Raw genomic sequence first — 18,203 nt, 5'->3', positions numbered from 1 at the left:
GTGGCCGCGGGGAAGGCGCTGGAGGTGCCGGAGGCTATCCGGGCCTTGATGCCCTCCTCGGTGGTGGCCATCCAGGTGGCGACCAGCACCCGCGCACCCCGCCCGGCGAGCGCCAGCGGCACCAGCGTCGTCTTGCCGGTCCCGGGCGGCGCGCACAGCACCGCCGCCCCGTGCCCGTCCAGCGCCCGCTCCAGGGCCGGCAGGGCGGTACGTACGGGAAGGCCGAGGGCCTCGTCCCGGAGCCGCATCACGCGCGCTCGCACACGAAGATCGCCGTGCCCGGGATCAGGTTTCCGCGCAAGGGGGACCAGCCGCCCCACTCCTGGGTGTTCCAGGCGGGCCACTCCGGCTCGACCAGGTCGACCAGGTGGAACCCGCCCGCCACGACGTCCCGCACCCGGTCCCCGATGGTGCGGTGGTGCTCCACGTACACGGCGTCGCCTTCCTCGTCCTGCTCCACATAAGGGGTGCGGTCGAAGTAGGAGGCGGACACCGACAGGCCCTCCGGCCCCGGCTCGTCGGGGAAGGCCCACCGGATCGGATGGGTCACCGAGAACACCCACCGCCCGCCCGGCCGCAGCACCCTGCGCACCTCCCGGAAGACCCGCACCGGATCGGCCACGAAGGGCACCGCCCCGTACGCCGAGCACGCCAGGTCGAAGGAGCCGTCCCTGAAGGGCAGCGCGGTGGCGTCGGCCTCCACCAGGGGCACGTCCTCACCGATGCGCAGCGCGTGCTGGAGCTGCCGGTGGGAGAGGTCCAGCGCGACGGGACGGGCACCCCGGGAGGCCAGCCAGCGCGAGCACTGGGCGGCGCCCGCGCCGATCTCCAGTACGTCGAGCCCCGCGACGTCCCCCAGGAGGCCCGCCTCGGCCTCGTCCAGCCCCTCCGGCCCCCACACGAACCGGTCGTCCCCCAGGAACGACCCGTGCTCGCTCTGGTACTCGTCCGCGTTCCGGTCCCACCAGCCGCGGCTCGCCCGGCTGCTTTCCAGGTCACCGGCGTGGCGCCGAGTGGCTTCAGGCTCGTACTCTTGGATCATCCCGCCCGCCGTTGTAGGTTGCGCACTGCTCTCCGGGGGAGCGAGGTGCTCCTCGGGAGGCGGCAGTCGCGGCCACGATGGCCTTGGGAAACTTTAAATGTGCCGGGTATGTGACGTTCTGCCCCGGGTGTGCGCCTTCGCGCATTGACCGTGTCCGGCCGTCCCCGTATGCTAAAGGTTGCGCTGCGGGCCTGCGCGCCTCAGACGGAGCAGGTCGCGCTCGCATCTGTTGTATGTCCCCTCGGTTGTCGAGGCGCCTCCCCTGGCGGGGATGGGCGCTTCCTTGGCTGTCCGGCTTCTTCAGCTGCGATACGGGCTCACGGCGTAGCAGTACCTACGACTTCAATGTCCGTACCGGAGCCCTTTCCCACATGACGAGCAGCACCGAGACCACCGCCACCACCCCGCAGGTTGCGGTCAACGACATCGGTAACGAGGAAGCCTTCCTCGCAGCGATCGACGAGACGATCAAGTACTTCAACGACGGCGACATCGTCGACGGCGTCATCGTGAAGGTCGACCGGGACGAGGTCCTGCTCGACATCGGTTACAAGACCGAAGGTGTCATCCCGAGCCGCGAGCTCTCGATCAAGCACGACGTCGACCCGAACGAGGTCGTCAAGGTCGGCGACGAGATCGAGGCCCTTGTTCTCCAGAAGGAGGACAAGGAAGGCCGCCTGATCCTCTCGAAGAAGCGCGCCCAGTACGAGCGTGCCTGGGGCACCATCGAGAAGATCAAGGAAGAGGACGGCATCGTCACCGGCACCGTCATCGAGGTGGTCAAGGGTGGTCTCATCCTCGACATCGGCCTCCGTGGCTTCCTGCCGGCCTCCCTCGTCGAGATGCGCCGTGTCCGCGACCTCCAGCCCTACGTGGGCAAGGAGCTCGAGGCGAAGATCATCGAGCTGGACAAGAACCGCAACAACGTGGTCCTGTCCCGCCGCGCCTGGCTCGAGCAGACCCAGTCCGAGGTGCGCCAGACGTTCCTCACCACCCTGCAGAAGGGTCAGGTCCGCTCCGGCGTCGTCTCCTCGATCGTCAACTTCGGTGCGTTCGTGGACCTGGGTGGCGTCGACGGTCTGGTCCACGTCTCCGAGCTGTCCTGGAAGCACATCGACCACCCGTCCGAGGTTGTCGAGGTCGGCCAGGAGGTCACCGTCGAGGTTCTCGACGTGGACATGGACCGCGAGCGTGTCTCCCTGTCGCTGAAGGCGACGCAGGAGGACCCGTGGCAGCAGTTCGCCCGTACGCACCAGATCGGTCAGGTCGTCCCGGGTAAGGTCACCAAGCTGGTTCCGTTCGGTGCGTTCGTCCGCGTGGACGAGGGCATCGAGGGTCTGGTCCACATCTCCGAGCTGGCCGAGCGCCACGTGGAGATCCCGGAGCAGGTCGTCCAGGTCAACGACGAGATCTTCGTCAAGGTCATCGACATCGACCTCGAGCGCCGCCGCATCAGCCTCTCGCTGAAGCAGGCCAACGAGTCCTTCGGTGCCGACCCGGCCTCGGTCGAGTTCGACCCGACCCTGTACGGCATGGCCGCGTCGTACGACGACCAGGGCAACTACATCTACCCCGAGGGCTTCGACCCGGAGACCAACGACTGGCTGCCGGGCTACGAGGCCCAGCGCGAGGCGTGGGAGACCCAGTACGCCGAGGCGCAGCAGCGCTTCGAGCAGCACCAGGCCCAGGTCATCAAGTCCCGCGAGGCCGACGAGGCCGCCGCTGCCGAGGGTGGCACCGCCGCTCCGGCCGGTGCCCCGGCGGGTGCCTCCGGTGGCTCGTACTCCTCGGAGTCGGACGACAACTCCGGCGCCCTGGCGTCGGACGAGGCCCTGGCTGCCCTCCGCGAGAAGCTGGCCGGCGGCCAGAGCTGAAGCTCCGGCTCGCTCGCTGAGCGGAAGCAGTAGCTAGTCAGCACTGAGGCCCGTCCCCGGAAGGGGGCGGGCCTCAGTCGTGTGTTCAGCCCGTGACCGGCACGCCCGGTGTGACCAGGCCGCGGCCACCGGTGCGGGTGTTGTCCGCGTAGACCGTCGTCCGGCACGACGACGAATGGTGCGGGGCGTGGATGGCGTACCGGTGGGCGCCCGTGGCGCCGGTCAGGTCGGACGTGTTGGCGCGGAAGACCGTGCCGCAGCCCCAGCCGCTCTGCTGGGTGTGGACCTCGAAGCCGTTGTTGAGGGTGTCGCGGCGCGTACGCTGGGCGGATTTCTGAACGCGTGTACTGCCTGGTGACGGTAGGGAGGGGGTGTGGGCATGTCAAGGTCTGGACCAAGGGCCCTCGGGGCGCTCCCCGTCCGGGGTGGCCGGCCGGACCGGCGCCCTCGGTGGGGAATGCCTGTACGGCGAGTGACGTTCTTCCCTACGAACACGAGGAGGAGCGGTAATCGTGCTTGATCCGCAGGATTTGTACGCGTGGGAGCCGAAGGGCCTGGCCGTCGTCGACACGGCGCTGGCCCAGGAGTCGGCCGGCCTGGTCATGCTCTACCACTTCGACGGATACATCGACGCGGGTGAGGCCGGCGAGCAGATCGTCGACCGTCTGCTGGACTCGCTGCCCCACCAGGTGGTGGCCCGCTTCGACCACGACAGGCTCGTGGACTACCGGGCGCGCCGTCCCCTGCTCACCTTCAAGCGCGACCGCTGGAGCGGATACGAGACCCCGGCCATCGAGGTCCGGCTCGTCCAGGACGCCACGGGGGCGCCCTTCCTGCTGCTGTCCGGGCCCGAGCCGGACGTGGAGTGGGAGCGGTTCGCCGTGGCTGTACGGCAGATCGTCGAGCGGCTCGGGGTGCGGCTTTCGGTCAACTTCCATGGCATCCCCATGGGCGTCCCCCACACCCGTCCCGTCGGCCTCACGCCGCACGGCAACCGCACGGACCTGATGCCGGGGCACCGCAGTCCGTTCGACGAGGCGCAGGTACCGGGCAGCGCCGAGTCGTTGATCGAGTACCGGCTGATGGAGGCCGGGCACGACGTCCTCGGTGTCGCCGCCCACGTGCCGCACTATGTGGCCCGGTCCACCTACCCGGACGCGGCACTGACCGCCCTGGAGGCCATCACGGCGGCGACGGGCCTGGTCCTGCCCGGCGTCGCGCACACCCTGCGCACGGAGGCCCAGCGCACCCAGACCGAGATCGAGCGCCAGATCGGGGAGGGCGACGAAGAGCTGACCGCGCTCGTCCAGGGGCTTGAGCACCAGTACGACGCGATGGCCGGTGCCGAGACGCGCGGCAGCCTGGTCGCCGAACCGGTGGACCTGCCGTCGGCGGACGAGCTCGGCCGCGAATTCGAACGGTTCCTGGCCGAGCGGGAGGGCGACCTCTAGGGTCCGTCCGGCGAGCCGTGGGGAGGCTTCCCGGCGAAGGCCTGGGTTCCGCCCGGGGCCCTTGGGGATCTGCCCGGCCAAGGGCCTAGGCTTCCGCCATGCTGAAGGTTGGGTTGACCGGCGGAATCGGCGCCGGAAAGAGCGAGGTGTCGCGGCTGCTCTCCTCGTACGGGGCGGTGATCGTCGACGCCGACAAGATCGCCCGCGAGGTCGTCGAGCCCGGAACACCCGGGCTCGCGGCCGTCGTGGCGGCGTTCGGACCGGACATCCTCACGGCCGAGGGCACCCTCGACCGCCCCAGACTCGGCTCGATCGTCTTCTCCGACGCCGAGCGGCTGGCCACACTGAACGGCATCGTCCACCCTCTCGTCGGCGCCCGCTCGGCGGAGCTCGAAGCCGCCGCCGGGCCGGACGCGGTGGTCGTCCACGACGTACCGCTGCTCACGGAGAACGGCCTGGCACCGCTCTACGACGTCGTCGTGGTCGTCGACGCTTCCCCCGAGACCCAGCTGAACCGGCTCGTACGGCTGCGCGGCATGACCGAGGACGAGGCCCGTGCCCGGATGAGCGTCCAGGCCACCCGGGAGCAGCGGCTGGCCGTCGCGGACCTGATCATCGACAACGACGGTCCGCTCGAGGAGCTGGAACCCCAGGTCCGCAAGATCTGGGCGCAGCTGACCGAACGGGCCGCCGCCCGTCCACCGGCCGCCCCAGGCGTGTGAGCGCGCCGGAACGGGTGAGCCGGTAGGGGGAGCCGGGCCGGGCGGGAGGAATACGGCCCGTCCCGCCCATGTTGAACCGCCGCAGTGAGGGAAGGATGCGAAGGTGCCCGAGACCAACCCGGAGACCCACGTCATCGACTACCGCGCGGCGGAGCAGCTGCTCGCCGCCCGGGACCCGCGCGGGGCCGTCAAGCTCCTCGATTCCGTGATCGCCGCCCATCCCGAGAACACCGCCGCCCGCCTGCTGCGCGCCCGGGCCTTCTTCGCGGCGGCCCAGCTGCGACCCGCCGAGCTGGAGTTCGAGCTGGTGCTGGAGCGGGAGCCGGACAACGCGTTCGCGCACTTCGCCCTCGCCCGCACCTTCCAGCGCTCCGGCCGTCCCGACCAGGCCAAGCGCCACTTCCGCCTCGCCGCCGCCCTCGACCCGAAGCCGGAGTACCTGGAGGCGGCACGCTTCCCGGTCGACTTCCCGGCCGATGTGCCCCCCGAGGAATGACCCCCGCCGCCCCTGTGCCCCGCGGTCCCCGGCCTGGGTCCCGTCGTACGTCCCGTCTGTTTCCCCAGGTCAAGGGCGTTGTCAGAGCCGCCCCGTAACGTCGTGGACGCAAGCTGACGCGGGGGAAGGACACGACGATGGGATTCACCTCGGCCTGGGCGGTCACAGCGCATCCGGATGATGTCATGGCGGACGTACGCCCCCATGTGCTTCCGCGGATCGAGCGCCACCGGCAGTTTCCGGAGACCCGGCGGGCCTGGCGGGCCTGGTGTGCCGATCCGCTCCCGGACCACCGGGACTGGGATGCCCTGCGGCAGCTGCCGGGCAAGCACGAGGCGATCACCTCGTTCCTCCGCCTCACGTCCATGATCCCGCTGGATGAGCTGCACTGTTCCGGGGACCGCGGTGTCCACCTGTACGACCTCTGGGAGGGTGCCGACGACGCGGTCCGGCCGTACCTGGGCTTTTACCGCAAGGACTACGCGGTGAGCGCACTGTTCCACGCGATCGGCCCCGAGCGTGCTGCCCTGCTGCCCGGCTGGTGCGGGGATTTCGCGCTGACGGCCGAGGAGGTGCGGCGGAGCCTGCCCGCCGTCGAGGAGGCCCTCGGGTTCACCCCCGTCGAGCGGGTGGCGGCCGAGGAACGGATATGGCTGGACGACCTCCCGGACGACGAGCCGGTCCTGGACGGCCCACTGCGCTGCTGGCGCGAAGCGGCCGACACCGGCCTGGGGCTCCTCGGCGTCAACGTGCACCTGTACTGAGGAGCTCACCTGCGGTGAGGGGCTAGCGCCCGTCGTCCGGTTCGTACGGGGGTACGTCGCGACCCGGCTGGTAGTGCGGGCCCTGGCGGATGTGGCGCAGGATGACCACGAGGTCGACCATGACGACCACGGCCAGCAGGCCGCAGGCGGCCGCCCAGCCGGGCCGGCCGGCCAGGGCGAAGGCCGCCGTTCCGGCACCCGCCCAGATCAGCCCCCACACACCCAGCCAGAAGCGGATCCGGAGGGGGCTGCGTGCGGTTCTCGGTTCACTGCCGGTACGCCTGCGCATGGTGATCGCTCTCCTGCCCGCCGGGTACCCGGCCCGGCACCGTTCGATCCAGGCCGACCGAGGACCGGGCGGGAACGGGCTCGCGCCGTCGGCCGTTCAGGGCACATGAGCGGATACATGCGTGAGGGGTACCGGGGCACGGGGCCGGGTGCGATCACCCCGGACGGCTGTGCGGTCGACCTGTACAGCAGGCTCGTCGCGGGTGCCGAGCCCGGCATCGTCGCCGGCGCCGTGCCGGCCGGCGCGACCCTGCTCGAACTCGGCAGCGGGGTGGGCCGGCTCACCCGGCCGCTGGTCGAACGCGGCCTCAAGGTCACCGCCGTGGACGAGTCGGCCGAGATGCTGGAGCGCGTCCGTGAGCGGGTCCCCGGCATCAGGACCGTACAGAGCCCGATCGAGGCGCTGGACCTGGAGGAGCGGTTCGACGTCGTGCTGCTCGCGTCGTTCCTGGTGCACACCGGGGACCGGCGGGTGCGCGACGGGATGCTCGCGGCCTGCCGACGGCACGTCGAGGACGACGGATGCGTACTGATCCAGCGTGAGGGCGTGGACTGGCACACCCAGGTACCGCGCGAGCGCGTGGATCCGGCCGGTTGCACGGTCCGGATCGCTTCGGCGGAACCGGTCGGGGACGGGGTGAACTCGGTGGTCGCCGAGTACGTGTTTCCGGACGCCCGCTGGACGCAGACGTTCCTGTCCCGGCCGTTGACGAAGGAGGACTTCGAAGGCTGCCTGGACGCGGCCGGTCTCGTCGTCGACACGTATCTGACGGAGGACGGCACATGGGTGCGGGCACGGCCGAAGCACCGATGAGTTCCGGGCAGTCCTCCGGTCTACCCCTCCGACAGCGACACACCGCTCGGGCAACGCCCGCAGGAGGAGACCGACATGAGCGTCACCACCGCCCGCCCCACCACCGCTCCCGTCCTCACCCGGCGCGCGGACATCGGCGTGTGGACCCTGCAGATCGTCCTCGCCCTCTTCTTCGCGATCCCCAGCGCCGCGCCCAAGCTGGTCGGGCACTCATCGGCGGCGCAGTCCTTCGACGCGATCGGCTTCGGGGACTGGTTCATGTACCTGGTGGGCGCACTGGAGCTGGCGGGCGCGATCGGGCTGGTGACACCCGTTCTGTCAGGGGTGTCGGCGCTCGCGCTGATCGGTCTGATGGCCGGCGCGGTCGTCACGCAACTGACCTTCCTCGACGGGCAGTACTGGTTCACGCCGGTGATCTTCGCCGCGTTGCTCGCCGTCGTCGCCCGGACCCGTCGCCACCGCACCGCCGAGCTGCTGGGGCTCGTCCGCCGGAGGATGTGAGCCGGTGGCGTCCTTTACGCGGGGAGGGACGGCACGGTACGAGAGAGGCACCACGGCGAAGGGACGTCCATGCGACCGGTGTGCATGACCAGGCAGGGCGCGGTACGAGGCAACATCTCGGCCGACGGGACCGCCTCCTTCCTCGGCATCCCGTATGCCGCCCCGCCCTTCGGCCGCCTGCGCTTCCGGCCACCGGCCCCACCCCGCGCCTGGAGCGGAACACGGGACGCGGCGGCCCCTGGCCCGACGCCGCCGAAGGCCCCCTACGCCCCGCCCTTCGACGCCCTGCTCCCGGAGACGACCATCCCGGGCGAAGAGTGCCTGAACCTCAACGTGTGGACGCCGTCCCCCGGCCCCGGCGCCCGGCTGCCGGTCATGGTGTGGCTGTACGGCGGGGCTTTCACCAACGGGGCGGCATCGTCGTCCGCGTACGACGGCACCGCCTTCGCGCGGGACGGCGTGGTGTTCGTGTCGCTCAACTACCGCATCGGCACGGACGGGTTCCTGCACCTGGACGGCGTCCCGGACAACCGGGGCCTGCTCGACCAGATCGCGGCGCTGGAATGGGTACGCGACAACATCGCGAACTTCGGCGGCGACCCGGACCGGGTGACCCTCTTCGGCGAGTCGGCCGGAGCGATGAGCATCGGCGTCCTGCTGGGGGAGGCCCGGGCGCGTGGCCTGTTCCACCGGGCGATCCTCCAGAGCGGGGCGGCGCACCACTTCCTCCGCCCCGCGTCGGCCCGCAAGATCACCGCCCGCCTGGCCGAGAAGCTGGCGGTCGAACCGACGGCCGACGCCTTTGCCGCCGTACCGCTCGACCGGCTCCTCGCCGCCCAGGCGGAACTGCGCGGTGAGATCGGCGCCCGCCCTGACCCCGCCCTCTGGGGTGAGGCGGCGCTCAACGCGATGCCCTTCGAGCCCGTGACCGAGGGTCCCGCTCCGCCGGGGGCCGACTGCGGTGTCGACCTGCTGGTCGGCAGCAACCGCGAGGAGTACCGGCTCTTCCTCGTCCCCACCGGGCGGCTGCACCTTCTGACGGAGGCCAAGCTCCGCGCCACCGCCCAGGCGTACGGCCTCGATCCGGACAAGGCCCTGCCCGTGTACCGGGACGCCCGGCCCGGCGCCTCGCCGGGAGAGATCTTCGACGCGATGGCGACGGACTGGTTCTACCGGATCCCGGCGATCCGGCTGGCCGAGTCGGTGCCGGGCTCGTACATGTACGAGTTCGCGCGGCGCTCCTCCGCCTTCGACGGACGGCTCGGCGCGTGTCACGCCGGTGAGCTGGCCTATGTCTTCGACCGGCTCGACGATCCCGTCCACGCACCGATGATCGGTGAGGACCCTGCGCAGGCGGTGGCGGACGCGATGCACGGGGCGTGGGTGGCGTTCGCCACCGACGGCGACCCCGGCTGGGCCCCGTACGACCTCCGTAACCGCAACACGATGATCTTCGACGATGCCGGAGCGGGCGTGGCCGAGGACCCCCGGGGAGCGGAGCGGGCCCTGTGGGAAGGCGTGCGCTGACGGGGTTCGAGCCGATTGTCAGACCCCCGCCGTAAGGTCGTAGATCCACGACACGACCAGCGTGAGGGGAGGTGACCGGCCATGGGACAGCGGCCGCTGCACACCTGTGCCGCCGTCTTCCTCCCCGCCGCGCTCCCGCGCGAGGGCCGCATCGCGTTCTGGTCCCCGGACGGCCGCCCCCCGCCGCCCGCGGACGGGGCCCGGTCCGAGACGATCACCGTCGTGCGGGCGCAGGGGGGCGGGGTGCGGAGCCGTGCGATGCCGGCGGTGGTTCTGCCCGTCGCCGACGCCCTGCCCGTGCTGGTCACCGCGCGGCACGACCCGGCCGCGCATCCCGCGGCCGCCTGCTGGGGCGCGGCCGCCCTGCACGCCCTGCACCTGGCCGGACGCGGCCGGCTGCTGCCGGGGCTCACCGCGGACGACCTGGACGCCTGGAGGGCCGGGCCCCTGGACGCCGACGACATCGCCCACCTCCGGGCGGTCGCGGCCGCGATGCCGTACGAAGCGCATGCCGTGCCCGTCCCCGGCTCCCGCCCCCTCCGGCTCCCCGAGCCGGAAGCCCTGGTGCGGGCGTTCCTCGACGCGGTCACCGACACCCTGCCCCGCACACCGGCCGCCGCGTACGCCGCCGGGAAACCGTTCGCGGCGCGCACCCCGCAGCACCTCCCCCATGCGCGGGCCTGGGCCGCCGAGGCCGCGGCGGGCATGGACGCCGGGGTCCGCGTCTCGCTCCGCCTCGACCTGTCCGGGTACGAACTGTTCGACACCCTCCACGAAGGCGGCGAGGAGCGGCAGGCCGCCGCCGCGCTGGTCCAGGTCCACAGCCTCGCCGACCCCACCCTGGTCGTCGACGCGGCCGCGCTGTGGGCGGGCGAGAGCGCCGATCACTTCGGGCCCCGCGCCCGGATCGACGCCGTGCTGGCACTGCGGCGCGCCGCCCGCGTCTGGGCGCCGCTGGCCCGGCTGCTGGAGCGGGACGTCCCCGACGTCCTGTCGCTCACGGAGGACGAACTGTACGAGCTGCTGGGCCCCGCGGCGGCCCGGCTCGGTGCGGCCGGCGTGACCGTGCACTGGCCCAGGGAACTGGCCCGGTCGCTCACCGCCGCCGCGGTCGTCCGGCCCGCGCCCGGTTCGGCCACCGACGGCACGGCGTTCTTCGACAGTGAGGAACTGCTGAGGTTCAACTGGCAGTTGGCGCTGGACGGCGACCCGCTGACCGAGCGCGAGATGGACGCCCTCGCCGAGGCGCACCGCCCCGTCGTGCGGCTGCGCGACCAGTGGGTGGTCGTCGACCCCGCCCTGGTACGCAAGGCGCGCAAGCGGGAGCTCGGCCTGCTGGAGCCCGTCGACGCGCTCGCCGTGGCGCTCAGCGGCACCGCCGAGGTGGACGGCGAAACGGTCGAAGCCGTTCCCGTGGGCGCGCTCGCCGCGCTGCGCGACCGGCTCGTCGCCGGCCCCGGCACCGTCGATCCGCCCCCCGGACTGGACGCCACCCTGCGCGACTACCAACTGCGCGGCCTGGCCTGGCTCGACCTGATGACATCCCTCGGCCTCGGCGGCTGCCTCGCCGACGACATGGGCCTCGGCAAGACCGTCACCCTCATCGCCCTCCACCTGCGCCGCGCCCGCCGGGCCCCCACCCTTGTCGTCTGCCCGGCCTCCCTGCTCGGCAACTGGCAGCGGGAGATCACCCGATTCGCCCCCGGCGTCCCCGTGCGCCGCTTCCACGGCACCGACCGCACCCTGGACGGCCTCGACGGCGGCTTCGTGCTCACCACCTACGGCACGATGCGCACCAGCGCCGATGAGCTGGCGGGCCACGAGTGGGGGATGGTCGTCGCCGACGAGGCCCAGCACGTCAAGAACCCGTTCTCCGCGACGGCCAAGGCGCTGCGCACCATCCCCGCGCCCGCGCGCGTCGCCCTCACCGGCACCCCCGTCGAGAACAACCTCTCCGAACTGTGGGCGCTGCTCGACTGGACCACCCCCGGCCTCCTCGGCCCGCTGAAGGCGTTCCGCTCCCGGCACGCCAGAGCCGTCGAGAACGCCGAGCAGATCGAGAACGACGAGGCGGTCGAGCGCCTCGCCCGGCTCGTCCGTCCCTTCCTGCTGCGCCGCAAGAAGTCCGATCCGGGCATCGTGCCCGAGCTGCCGCCCAAGACGGAGTCCGACCACCCCGTGCCTCTCACCCGCGAACAGGCCTCGCTCTACGAGGCGGTGGTGCGCGAGACGATGGCGCAGATCGAGGGCGCGGAGGGCATCGCACGCCGCGGGCTGGTCATGAAGCTGCTGACCTCCCTGAAGCAGGTCTGCAACCACCCCGCCCAGTACCTGAAGGAGGAGCCCGCCCGGCTGGCCGGCCGCTCCGGGAAGCTCGCCCTCCTCGACGAACTGCTCGACACGATCCTGTCCGAGGACGGTTCCGTGCTGGTCTTCACCCAGTACGTGAGCATGGCCCGGTTGCTCACGGCGCACTTGGCCGCCCGGGCGGTCCCCTCCCAACTGCTGCACGGCGGGACGCCGGTGGCGGAGCGGGAGCGGATGGTGGACCGGTTCCAGTCCGGCGAGGTCCCCGTGTTCGTGCTGTCCCTCAAGGCCGCCGGCACCGGCCTCAACCTCACCCGGGCCGGCCATGTCGTGCACTACGACCGCTGGTGGAACCCGGCCGTCGAGGAGCAGGCCACCGACCGGGCGTACCGCATCGGCCAGACCCAGCCGGTCCAGGTCCACCGGCTGATCGCCGAAGGGACGGTGGAGGACCGCATCGCGGAGATGCTGCTGGCCAAGCGCGCCCTGGCCGACGCGGTCCTGGGCTCCGGCGAGGCCGCCCTCACCGAACTGACCGACCGCGAGCTGGCCGACCTCGTCTCCCTGAGGAGGCTGTCATGAGCCCGCACCGCCCCGGCTCACGCCCCGGCACCCGGCGCGTCCCGCTGCACGACGACCGCCGCCGTACGTTCCCGCAGCTCGCCCCCGCCCAGGGCGCCGACGGGAAGTTCGCCGCCACCTGGTGGGGCAACGCCTGGGTGGAGGCCCTGGAGGACACCGCCCTGGACCCCGCGCGCCTGGCCCGCGGGCGCGCGTACACAGCCACCGGGCACGTCGACGCGATCACCGTGACACCGGGCCGGGTCACGGCGTACGTCCACGGCAGCCGCCCCCGCCCCTACCGCACGGAGATCCGGCTGCGGGTCCTCGGCGACGACGACTGGGAGCGTTTCCTGGACGCCGCCGCCGCCCGCCCCGACCACATCGCGGCCCTCCTCGACAAGGACGTGCCGCACGCCCTGGCCGCGGCGGTCGACCTGTTGCCCGGACCCGGGGACCTGATCCCGGACTGCTCCTGCCCCGACCACGGTTACCCCTGCAAGCACGCGGCCGCCCTCTGCTACCAGGCGGCACGGCTCCTCGACGAGGACCCGTTCGTGCTGTTCCTGATGCGAGGCCGCGGTGAGCAGGAGATCCTCGCGGCACTCGGCCACCGGAACGCGGCCCACGAGGCGGCCGAGACCACCGCCGCGCCCCCGCCCATGCCCACCGTGCCCGCCCGCGCCGCCGTCACCTCCCCGCCCGCCACCGCCCTGCCGCCCCCGCTGCCCGCACCCGACCGGCCAGGACGCCCGCCCCTCTATCCCGAAGACCCGGACGCCCCCGACCCACTGGCCCTGGAGATGCTGGCCACCGAGGCGGCGGCCCGCGCGCACACGTTCCTGACCACCGGCCACGACCCCGTCGCCGCCCTCACCCCCTGGCAGGACGCGGTGCGCCTCGCGGCCGCCCACCCCGGCTCCGGCCTGACCGCCTCCACCCGCGCCCTGTACCGCGACCTCGCCGCCGCCCTTGACCGCACCCCCGCCGACCTGGCCCGCGCTGTCGCCGCCTGGCGCCAGGGCGGACCGGCAGGCCTCGCCGTCCTGGAGGAGCCCTGGGACCCGCCCGCCGGCCCCTTCGACCGCGCCCGCCCCGCGCTGATCGCCGCCGACCTCCCGCACTTCCGCCCCTGGCGCAACCGCCTCTCCACCCGCTCGCTGCAACTGCGTTACGGCCGCGACGGCCTCTGGTACGGGTACGAATCGGACCCCGACCGCGAGGACTGGTGGCCGAGAGGCACTCCTGACGCGGACCCGGTCGGAGCGCTCACGGACCTGCTGGAGCGCTGAGGGGTGCGCTGCTGTGAGTCCCCGTGGTGCGTACCGCCCAAGACGAACGGGAGCCGGGGGAGGGCAAGTCGCTGCCCACCCCCCCATGCCCCTGGCCGGTTCCGGCGACGTCCGCCACATCGTCAGCGGAGGAGGCCGGCACGGCCGCGCGTTCCGGGCGGCAGCGGCAATCCCGGCGCTCAGGGGGACACCAGGTAAAGAGCATGTGAGGGTTCGATTGGGCCGCCACTCGATGGGGTGAATGGCGGATGCGTCATAACCCGGCTTGGCTGTAGGGCGTTAATTCCGGTGCGGGCGGGTGCCCGTGAAAGTCTCCGGAAGGCAGGAAGCCATGAGGCACACTCGCCGAAATGGTCTGGTCACACTGATGGCCACGGGTGGCGCGCTCGCACTGGCGGCGGGATATGCGCACGCCGACTCCGACGCGGCCGGCGCCACGGTCGACTCGCCGGGGGTGGTCTCCGGCAACACCGTGCAACTGCCGGTGGACGTCCCGGTCAACGTCTGCGGGAACACCGTCAATGTGGTCGGGTTGCTCAACCCCGCCTTCGGCAACAAGTGCGAGAACAAGGGCGGTGGCCACCAGCACAAGGACCGCCCGGGTACCCCGCACGGACAGCACGGCGGCCAGGGGAGCAAGCACGGAAGCAACGGCGGCGGCAAGAGCGGCAGTGAAGGCGGCGGTGCTTCGGCGGACGGCGCCGCGGTGAAGTCGCCCGGCGTGATCTCCGGCAACGGCGTCCAGCTGCCCATCGACCTGCCGGTCAACGTCAGCGGCAACTCCGTCAGCCTCGTCGGCATCCTCAACCCCGCCTTCGGCAACGCGTCCAGCAACGGCGGCAGCAAGCCGCCCGCCACGCCGCAGAAGCCGTCGAAGCCGTCGAAGCCGGCCGAGCCCGTCGCGCCGCCCGAGCACGACGAGCCCGCCGCCCCGGCCCCGTTGCCCGCACCGGCCGACCAGGCACCCGCGCCGCTGCCGCAGACCAGCTCGACGTCCCTGGCGGAGACCGGCGCCGGCCTGATCGGCGTCGGAGTGCCCGCCGCCCTGGGCCTCATGCTCGGCGGTGGCCTCCTCTACCGCCGCTCCCGTCCCACGGCCGACCGCACCTGAGCGAGCCGGCCGAAGGTCACCCCCGCCAGGCGGTCAGCACCGACTCGATGACCGGTGCCACGCGGCTACGCGCCTGGCGGCGGGGGACACCGCGCATCAACAGGGCGTCGTACTCGGTGTCGAGGTGCCGCACCGACGCCCGTACCGCCGCGGTGACCGCGCCCTCGTCCAGCGCCCGCCCCGCCGCCGTACGGCCCACCCGGCCGCTCCCGCGCTCCCCGGCGTGCCCCGCGATCTCCGCGGCACGCTCCGGGGGGCAGCCGGGGAACAGGCGCAGGATCTCGGCGGCCAGCGCAGCCCTGAACCACACGTCCTCGGCCGCCCGGCGCACCGCGTCCCGCGCCCGGCGGCGGGCCCGCGCCTCGGCGTCGGCCAGGCACGCCGCCTCGGCCCGCGCGAGGGCGGCCTCCTCCACGAGGATGCCCTGGCGTTCGTACCGGGTGCGGCGCCGGTTGTGGCGTACGACCACCGCCCACAGACCGCTCGCCTCCCGGGCCCGGCGGGTGAGTGCCGCGTCACCGCGGGGCAGGTAGACCAGGTGCCCGAGGTCCGCGCAGTCCAGGCAGAGCGGCGCGTTGAACTCCAGGACCATCCGGGGGAGCGGTCCGCCGCGGCACTCCGCGCAGTGGCGGCGCCCCCGCGGCTCGACCACCACGAGCGGGGCCGACACCGCCGGGCCCGCCATGTCAGCGCACGCTCGGTGCCGCGGCCGCGGCCGGCGCCCCGTCGGCTTCCTCCGAGCAGCGGCCGCGTTCCGCCCCGCCCTTCGCCTCGTCCTTCGCCTCCCGCGTGCGGTGCGTCACCTCGAACGCCTGCCGGTACTCGACGACCGCGTCCGCGAACGCGCCGTACGCCGCGATCCGTTCCCGGCGCAGCTGTTCGGCGAGCGCCGGGGCGGCGGTGCGCTCTGTCACCCGGCTGTGGAAGAAGTGCGTGACGACCGCGCCGAACGGCGTGCCGATCACGGTCATGAACGCCGTCTCCATCGCTCCGTACCCCTAAATCGTTCGATCCGAGTACACCGGTGCTGATTGAATTCCCGCGTGGCAACGACAAGACTCAATCAGATCATCGCAGTAGAGAAGGGCGTCAAGGCCAAGGCGCAGCAGGACCTGGCCGCGGCGCACCACGGGCTGCAGAAGCCCGCGCTGCTCGCGGGCATTTCCCGTACGTACCAGCCGAAGGACGAGGAGGGGGAGCAGCTGCCGCCCGAGTCCACCCTCGTGCAGGTCAAGGCCGAGGACGTGCTGCGGGACACGGCGAAGACGCTGACGAGGCTGTTCGATGTCACCGCCACCAAGGACTGGGCGAACTGCACCGCGCGCGCGGACATCACCGTCGACGGGCGCGTGCTGGTGACTCAGGCTCCCGTCGCGTATCTCCTCTTCCTGGAGAAGCAGTTGGCGGACATAGCCGCCTTCGTTCGCAAGCTGCCGGTGCTCGACGCGGCCGAGTCGTGGAGCCAGGACCCGTCGACCGACGCGTGGAAGACCGAACCGGTACGGACGGTGCGGACGAAGAAGGTGCCGCGCAACCATGTGAAGGCGGAGGCGACCGACAAGCACCCGGCCCAGGTCGAGGTGTACTACGAGGACATCCCGGTCGGGTACTGGACCACCGTCAAGTTCTCCGGCGCGCTGCCCGCGCGGCGCGTCAACGAGCTGCTGGAGCGGGTGGACAAGCTCCAGCAGGCGGTGAAGTTCGCCCGGGAGGAGGCGAACAGCGCGGAGGTCACCGACCAGCGCGTCGGCGACGCCGTGTTCGGCTACCTGTTCGGGTAGCCTGCACGCGTGCACCACACAGCACCACAGACTCCCCGGCCGTACGCACCGTAGGGCCGGGGTGCGCGAGGAGCGCAAAGCTGAAGCTGAAGCTTGTCGTGATGGAGCGGTTCCGGTAAGGCGCCGCCCTGAGACTCAGACTCTTGCTCCAGACTCAGCATTCGCCGCTCATCGCCGGAACGACCGGGCCTGGGCCCCGGTGCGTCGAAATGCCGGTTCGACTCCGGCCCGCGCAGCTCGATGCGCGGTCGTCCAAAGGCAGGACGCGGCGACATGATGACTGACCCGGGTTCAACCGCGCCGGCGTGTGATGTGAGCGGTATCCGCAGGGCTCGGGGGCCGGCTACGCCCCCGGGCCCACTCCCGTTTCCGGCCCCTGCTGTCTTTCGGGCCGCCTCCCTTTCGGGCCGCCTCGGCGTTCCGGGTCGGCTCGGCGTTCCGGGCCGCTCAGGTCACTGGCGGTATCCGCTCAGGAAGCGGCCGATCCGGCTGATCGCCGCGTCGAGATCGTCGGCGTGGGGGAGGGTGAGGATACGGAAGTGGTCCGGGCGCGGCCAGTTGAAGCCGGTGCCCTGGACGACCTGGATCTTCTCGCGCAGCAACAGGTCGAGGACGAACTTCTCGTCGTCGTGGATGCGGTGCACCTTCGGATCGAGGCGCGGGAACGCGTACAGCGCGCCCTTGGGTTTGACGCATGAGACGCCGGGGATGTCGTTGAGCTTCTCCCACGCCTTGTCACGCTGCTCGTGGAGGCGTCCGCCGGGGGCGGTCAGTTCGTGGATGGACTGGCGGCCGCCGAGGGCGGCCTGGATGGCGTACTGGGCGGGGGCGTTGGCGCACAGACGCATGGAGGCGAGCATGGTGAGCCCCTCCAGGTAGTTGCGCGCGTGCTGCTTGGGGCCGGTGACGACGAGCCAGCCGGAGCGGAAGCCGGCGACGCGGTACGTCTTCGACAGGCCGGAGAAGGTCAGGACGACCAGGTCGGGGGCGAGGGAGGCGGCGGTGTGGTGGACGGCGCCGTCGTACAGGATCTGGTCGTAGATCTCGTCGGCGAACACCATCAGGCCGTGGCGGCGGGCGAGATCGAGGATGCCCTCGACGACCTCGCGCGGGTAGACGGCGCCGGTGGGGTTGTTGGGGTTGATGATCACGACGGCCTTGGTGCGGTCGGTGATCTTGGCCGCCATGTCGTCCAGGTCCGGATACCACTCGGCCGACTCGTCGCACAGGTAGTGCACGGGCCGGCCGCCGGCGAGGGCGGTGACGGCGGTCCACAGGGGGAAGTCGGGCGCCGGGATGAGGACTTCGTCGCCGTCCTCCAGCAGGGCCTGGACCGCCATCGAGACGAGTTCGGACACGCCGTTGCCGAGGAAGACGTCGTCGACGTCGACATCGGGGAGGCCGAGGGCCTGATAGCGCTGGGCGACGGCGCGGCGGGCGGAGAGGATCCCGCGGGAGTCGGTGTAACCGTGGGCCTGCGGGAGCATCCGGATCATGTCCTGGACGATCTCCTCGGGCGCCTCGAAACCGAAGAGGGCCGGGTTGCCGGTGTTGAGGCGCAGGACGCTGTGACCGGCCTCCTCCAGCGCGTTGGCGTGCTCGATCACCGGGCCGCGGATCTCGTAACAGACCTCGCTGAGTTTGCTCGACTGCCGGAACTCCATGCGCGACG

18 protein-coding genes and 1 pseudogene are annotated in these 18,203 nt (G+C 72.1%); 12 read left to right on the top strand and 7 right to left on the bottom strand.

Going from position 1 to position 18,203, the window contains the following annotated elements; genetic code table 11:
• Together ABT360_RS08160 and ABT360_RS08155 are read right to left on the bottom strand one after the other, a co-directional pair.
• Window positions 1-248 (bottom strand): hypothetical protein (locus ABT360_RS08160; RefSeq protein ID WP_351812544.1); only part of this gene is annotated, 248 nt, incomplete at its 3' end.
• The gene (locus ABT360_RS08155; RefSeq protein WP_351812516.1) at window positions 248-1,042 is read right to left on the bottom strand and encodes a class I SAM-dependent methyltransferase; all 795 of its coding nucleotides are present in this window, start codon (window positions 1,040-1,042) and stop codon (window positions 248-250) included. The genes ABT360_RS08160 and ABT360_RS08155, both read right to left, overlap by 1 nt.
• A gap of 371 nt (window positions 1,043-1,413) precedes the next feature.
• Between ABT360_RS08155 and rpsA the strand changes: the two genes are divergently transcribed.
• Window positions 1,414-2,916: a 30S ribosomal protein S1 gene (gene rpsA, locus ABT360_RS08150; RefSeq protein ID WP_215181198.1), complete on the top strand. Its 1,503-nt coding sequence runs from the start codon at window positions 1,414-1,416 to the stop codon at window positions 2,914-2,916.
• A gap of 85 nt (window positions 2,917-3,001) precedes the next feature.
• Here rpsA and ABT360_RS08145 read toward each other — a convergent pair.
• A pseudogene (locus tag ABT360_RS08145) lies at window positions 3,002-3,223 on the bottom strand (right-handed parallel beta-helix repeat-containing protein); the annotation flags it as partial.
• A gap of 205 nt (window positions 3,224-3,428) precedes the next feature.
• Between ABT360_RS08145 and ABT360_RS08140 the strand changes: the two are divergent.
• From ABT360_RS08140 to ABT360_RS08125, 4 genes are all read left to right on the top strand, one after another.
• Window positions 3,429-4,367 carry a PAC2 family protein gene (locus ABT360_RS08140; RefSeq protein ID WP_351812512.1) on the top strand — a complete coding sequence of 313 codons (939 nt, stop codon included), beginning with the start codon at window positions 3,429-3,431 and terminating at the stop codon, window positions 4,365-4,367.
• Between the two features lie 98 nt (window positions 4,368-4,465).
• Window positions 4,466-5,089, top strand: a complete 624-nt coding sequence (gene coaE, locus ABT360_RS08135) for a dephospho-CoA kinase (RefSeq protein WP_351812509.1) — start codon at window positions 4,466-4,468, stop codon at window positions 5,087-5,089.
• A gap of 103 nt (window positions 5,090-5,192) precedes the next feature.
• On the top strand, window positions 5,193-5,585 hold the full coding sequence (locus ABT360_RS08130) for a tetratricopeptide repeat protein (protein ID WP_351812506.1): 393 nt from the start codon (window positions 5,193-5,195) through the stop codon (window positions 5,583-5,585).
• Between the two features lie 137 nt (window positions 5,586-5,722).
• Window positions 5,723-6,349, top strand: coding sequence for a hypothetical protein (locus ABT360_RS08125; protein WP_351812503.1), 627 nt, complete (start codon window positions 5,723-5,725; stop codon window positions 6,347-6,349).
• A gap of 22 nt (window positions 6,350-6,371) precedes the next feature.
• On the opposite strand, the gene ABT360_RS08120 is transcribed toward ABT360_RS08125, so the two are convergent.
• Window positions 6,372-6,638, bottom strand: coding sequence for a DUF6343 family protein (locus ABT360_RS08120; RefSeq protein WP_351812500.1), 267 nt, complete (start codon window positions 6,636-6,638; stop codon window positions 6,372-6,374).
• Window positions 6,639-6,755: 117 nt separating this feature from the next.
• Between ABT360_RS08120 and ABT360_RS08115 the strand changes: the two genes are divergently transcribed.
• The 6 genes from ABT360_RS08115 to ABT360_RS08090 all read left to right on the top strand — a co-directional run bounded on the left by ABT360_RS08115 (window position 6,756) and on the right by ABT360_RS08090 (window position 14,750).
• Window positions 6,756-7,451 carry a class I SAM-dependent methyltransferase gene (locus ABT360_RS08115; protein ID WP_351812497.1) on the top strand — a complete coding sequence of 232 codons (696 nt, stop codon included), beginning with the start codon at window positions 6,756-6,758 and terminating at the stop codon, window positions 7,449-7,451.
• A 75-nt stretch (window positions 7,452-7,526) separates the two neighbouring features.
• The gene (locus tag ABT360_RS08110; RefSeq protein WP_351812494.1) at window positions 7,527-7,952 is read left to right on the top strand and encodes a DoxX family protein; all 426 of its coding nucleotides are present in this window, start codon (window positions 7,527-7,529) and stop codon (window positions 7,950-7,952) included.
• Between the two features lie 69 nt (window positions 7,953-8,021).
• The gene (locus tag ABT360_RS08105; RefSeq protein ID WP_351812492.1) at window positions 8,022-9,479 is read left to right on the top strand and encodes a carboxylesterase/lipase family protein; all 1,458 of its coding nucleotides are present in this window, start codon (window positions 8,022-8,024) and stop codon (window positions 9,477-9,479) included.
• Window positions 9,480-9,560: 81 nt separating this feature from the next.
• Complete coding sequence (locus ABT360_RS08100; protein ID WP_351812489.1) at window positions 9,561-12,368, top strand: DEAD/DEAH box helicase; 2,808 nt, start codon at window positions 9,561-9,563, stop codon at window positions 12,366-12,368.
• Window positions 12,365-13,639 (top strand): SWIM zinc finger family protein, encoded by a 1,275-nt coding sequence (locus ABT360_RS08095; RefSeq protein WP_351812486.1) that lies wholly within the window; start codon window positions 12,365-12,367, stop codon window positions 13,637-13,639. The genes ABT360_RS08100 and ABT360_RS08095 overlap by 4 nt, the downstream gene beginning before the upstream one ends.
• 367 nt (window positions 13,640-14,006) lie before the next feature.
• Window positions 14,007-14,750 (top strand): chaplin, encoded by a 744-nt coding sequence (locus tag ABT360_RS08090; protein WP_351812483.1) that lies wholly within the window; start codon window positions 14,007-14,009, stop codon window positions 14,748-14,750.
• 16 nt (window positions 14,751-14,766) lie between these two features.
• On the opposite strand, the gene ABT360_RS08085 is transcribed toward ABT360_RS08090, so the two are convergent.
• A complete protein-coding gene (locus ABT360_RS08085) occupies window positions 14,767-15,435 on the bottom strand; it encodes a DUF2293 domain-containing protein (protein WP_351812480.1) in 669 nt (222 codons plus the stop codon).
• A gap of 1 nt (window position 15,436) precedes the next feature.
• The gene (locus tag ABT360_RS08080; RefSeq protein ID WP_351812478.1) at window positions 15,437-15,721 is read right to left on the bottom strand and encodes a hypothetical protein; all 285 of its coding nucleotides are present in this window, start codon (window positions 15,719-15,721) and stop codon (window positions 15,437-15,439) included.
• Window positions 15,722-15,793: 72 nt separating this feature from the next.
• Between ABT360_RS08080 and ABT360_RS08075 the strand changes: the two genes are divergently transcribed.
• Entirely contained in the window at window positions 15,794-16,531 is a 738-nt protein-coding gene (locus ABT360_RS08075; protein WP_351812475.1) for a DUF7873 family protein, read from the top strand.
• Window positions 16,532-16,983: 452 nt separating this feature from the next.
• On the opposite strand, the gene ABT360_RS08070 is transcribed toward ABT360_RS08075, so the two are convergent.
• Window positions 16,984-18,195, bottom strand: a complete 1,212-nt coding sequence (locus tag ABT360_RS08070) for a pyridoxal phosphate-dependent aminotransferase (protein WP_351812472.1) — start codon at window positions 18,193-18,195, stop codon at window positions 16,984-16,986.
• Window positions 18,196-18,203 lie beyond the last annotated feature (8 nt).

This window comes from Streptomyces sp. NPDC000229 (assembly GCF_040300825.1).
Classification (GTDB): Bacteria; Actinomycetota; Actinomycetes; order Streptomycetales; family Streptomycetaceae; genus Streptomyces.
The sequence above is the reverse complement of the archived record's forward strand: the minus strand, read 5'-3'. Positions and strand labels throughout refer to the sequence as shown.